General features: G+C 32.2%; 4 protein-coding genes. 3 read left to right on the top strand and 1 reads right to left on the bottom strand.

Annotated features, from left to right (window positions below; genetic code table 11):
- Positions 1-78 precede the first annotated feature (78 nt).
- Positions 79-1,122: an SWIM zinc finger family protein gene (locus tag ACT8VG_RS09115; protein ID WP_444195682.1), complete on the top strand. Its 1,044-nt coding sequence runs from the start codon at positions 79-81 to the stop codon at positions 1,120-1,122.
- A gap of 42 nt (positions 1,123-1,164) precedes the next feature.
- Here the strand turns inward: ACT8VG_RS09115 and ACT8VG_RS09110 are convergent, their stop codons facing one another.
- Positions 1,165-1,854, bottom strand: coding sequence for a YoaK family protein (locus ACT8VG_RS09110; protein ID WP_226793136.1), 690 nt, complete (start codon positions 1,852-1,854; stop codon positions 1,165-1,167).
- A 110-nt stretch (positions 1,855-1,964) separates the two neighbouring features.
- Between ACT8VG_RS09110 and ACT8VG_RS09105 the strand changes: the two genes are divergently transcribed.
- Together ACT8VG_RS09105 and ACT8VG_RS09100 are read left to right on the top strand one after the other, a co-directional pair.
- Entirely contained in the window at positions 1,965-2,849 is an 885-nt protein-coding gene (locus ACT8VG_RS09105) for a LysR family transcriptional regulator (protein WP_288704936.1), read from the top strand.
- A 9-nt stretch (positions 2,850-2,858) separates the two neighbouring features.
- The coding region (locus tag ACT8VG_RS09100; RefSeq protein WP_444195681.1) for a prepilin peptidase at positions 2,859-3,233 on the top strand (375 nt) is incomplete at its 3' end.

Here is a 3,233-nt window from a genome sequence, read left to right as displayed (position 1 = left end):
TCTATAATATATACGATAATGATATGTTTGTGTAGACTATTAAGAATATGTTATAATTTGATTCGAGGAGCTGATAGGATGAAAGAAGAATTATTTGATGATTTAATATTAGAAAGAGGTTATGAATATGCCCAGGAAGGGGCAGTGGATCATGTACGTAAAGTAGGAGAAGTGATCTATGCCACTGTTCATGGGACAGAGGATTATCATGTGAAAATAGATGATAATGATATGTTCTGCGATTGTCCCTATGCTAAAGAGGGAGCGCAATGTAAGCATATGGCGGCTGTTTTGTACTATTTAGAGAGTCATCCTGTTTATGATGAACATACAATTATTGATGCATTAAGTGAGAAGCAGGCTAAACAACTATTAAAGAAAATATTAAAAGATCATCCAGAATATTTAGATCAACTACCGCAGGTAGAAAAGAAAGTAGAAATCAAAGAAAGTGTGGAAGAGGCTTTTAGAAATCATCCTGATGTTAAATCAGCTCGTAGTTATATTGTGAAATGTATGGATGATTATATGGATATAGATATACTTATTCATACATTTAAAAATTATTTGGAAGATAAAGTCGTATCCAAATCTTTGATTGATTACTATAGTACACTTGATATTAAAAAAGCGATTTTATTTGTGAAATCATTAAAGACAGATAAGCCTTCTATTAAAAAGATGTATCAATCTTATTTGAAGGACTTATATTTAAAAGATAATGATAGAGAATCTTATTTAGATATTTTATGGACACTAGTAAGAGAAGATGGACAGATAGATTTCTATCGTGAATTAAAAAGACAATATACAAAAGAGGAATGGATTCCATTAAGAGAAGATCTTCTTAATAGTCTTCCACCTCGTGCAAGACTTGATAAGATTTATTTAGAAGAAGGTATGTATGATCAGTTATTAAATCTTGTCATTCAAACACCTGGTTTGTATATTCTAGAAGAGTATTATCATGATTTATTGAATTATCCTGAGCAGCTATTAAATAAGTATTTAGAGGAACTTAAACCTCTTGTAGGTAAACAGGATATCACTCATTATCTCGAAGAAATAGAAGAGATTCCTGGAGGCGTGCAGTTTATTTCTTTAAATCAATTGAGAAAATAAGGCATTTTAAGCGTATAAAAAGAGTAGGGAGATATAATCTCTCTACTCTCTTAATTTTTCTAATCCCATGATAAAGAAACTGATGATTAATAATAAGCTTGATACCCAGATAACATGAATAGATTTTCCTTGGGAAAATAAACCACCAAATCCTGCACCAAGTCCAAAAAAGAAAATAATTCCATAATAATAGAATGCACGTCTAAGTGATGCTTTATTATGTGTTTCTGTATAATCAGCTAAAGCACTTGTACCATTACGAATATTCCCAATACACATTGTAGAAGCATAAGAATAACCACTTACTTTTCTAAATGTCTGTACCTGAAGCGCACAAGAGAATGAGACAAGAATAGTCGCTAAGCTATCTAAGTGATGAGGAATGAGTCCTACAAAGAATAGAATCACTATTTCTAATACAAGTATACCCTGTCTCCAATGCATCTTTTGGGCATATTTAAAGCGAGAATGCACAATATCGGCAATAAATATTCCTGATGCAAAGGCGATTAAAGGTAACAAATACTTTAAGGCAATCATCCATTCTCCACTCATGATATGATTACTTAATAATACGACGTTACCTGTCTGGGCATTAGAATAAACACCACCACGTGCAAAATAAGTATAAGCATCCTGAAAGCCACCAGACATGGCAAGGAAGATACTATTTATAAAAGCTTCAGACATCTGTCTTTCACGTAAAAACCATTGAATAAGTTTGTCTTTCATAACATACTCCATTGTAAATTTAAATCAAATGCATTATACTGAATGAACAGAAATATGTAAAAAGTATTTTTGATATACTGATGATATGATTATTATATGGGAGGACGCTTATGGCAAACTATGATTATTACAGAATATTCTACTATGTAGCACAATACCAGAGCTTCACAAAGGCGGCTGAAATGTTAAGGAACAACCAGCCTAATATCACCCGTTATATCAATAACCTAGAAAGTGAACTAGGCTGTAAGCTTTTTATTCGTTCTAATAGAGGTGTTAAATTAACACCGGAGGGAGAAAACTTATTTGAACATGTGGCAATTGCTCAGGAACATTTAAGGCTTGGAGAAAGTGAACTACAAAAAGAAAAAGAATTAAATAGTGGTTTAATTACTTTAGGTGTCAGCGAGAATGCATTACGTATATTCCTTCTAGACCATCTAGAACGTTTCCATGAACAATATCCACATGTTCGCCTGCGTATCACTAACCATACTACACCAGAAGCATTAGAATCATTAAGAAATGATTTATGTGACTTCTCTGTTGTTACAACACCAATAGACTTACCACATTTATTACAGGTCTCAGTACTTGATCATTTTGAAGATATTCTTATTTGTGGGAAGAAGTATAAGGAACTCTCATTGAAACATCATTCTTTAGATGAATTCAAGGATACACCTTTTGTTTCGCTTACAAGTCAGACAGGAACAAGGAATTTCTATAATCAATATTTCTTAGATAATGGTGTTTCTTTCCATCCTGATATAGAAGTCTCTACAACTGATCAGATTATCCCTCTTATTATTCATAATTTAGGTATTGCATTCTATCCTAGAAAGCTAGCCCAGCCATACTTAGATAAGGGAGAAGTCTATGAAATCCCGTTGTTTCAATCATTACCACATCGTAAGGTCTGCTTAGTGAAGGATCCTAATAAATCACAAAGCATTGCCTCTAGTAAATTGATTGAATCACTTACACATCGTTAAGGAGGAATTATGCCACTACTTATATTTATGATAGGTACTTGTTTTGGCAGTTTTATATCTTGTATGTCACATCGTTATATTTCTCATGAATCAATACTTGGAAGAAGTCATTGTGATTATTGTGGTCATACATTACATGTATTAGATTTAATTCCAGTCTTATCTTATATATTACTTAAAGGGCAATGTCGTTATTGTCATCATAAACTCAATAAGAGTCTGCTTGTTCATGAACTAACAGCAGGCTTTTTATTTGTCTTATTCTATATTCATGATGGATTAAGTATTCTTTATTTATCTCATATCGCATCTCTTACATGCTTTTATATTATTTCTATAATAGACTTACATCTCTATGAAATACCTGATATATATCTTCTTATT

Source organism: Catenibacterium sp., from assembly GCF_052354645.1.
Classification (GTDB): Bacteria; Bacillota_I; Bacilli_A; order Erysipelotrichales; family Coprobacillaceae; genus Catenibacterium; species Catenibacterium mitsuoka_A.
The sequence above is the reverse complement of the archived record's forward strand: the minus strand, read 5'-3'. Positions and strand labels throughout refer to the sequence as shown.

Bases quoted from the DNA above. Each gene is read 5' to 3' on its own strand.
- ACT8VG_RS09105 (WP_288704936.1), top strand. From the start codon at position 1,965: ATGGCAAACTATGATTATTACAGAATATTCTACTATGTAGCACAATAC.
- ACT8VG_RS09115 (WP_444195682.1), top strand. From the start codon at position 79: ATGAAAGAAGAATTATTTGATGATTTAATATTAGAAAGAGGTTATGAA.
- ACT8VG_RS09110 (WP_226793136.1), bottom strand. From the start codon at position 1,854: ATGAAAGACAAACTTATTCAATGGTTTTTACGTGAAAGACAGATGTCT.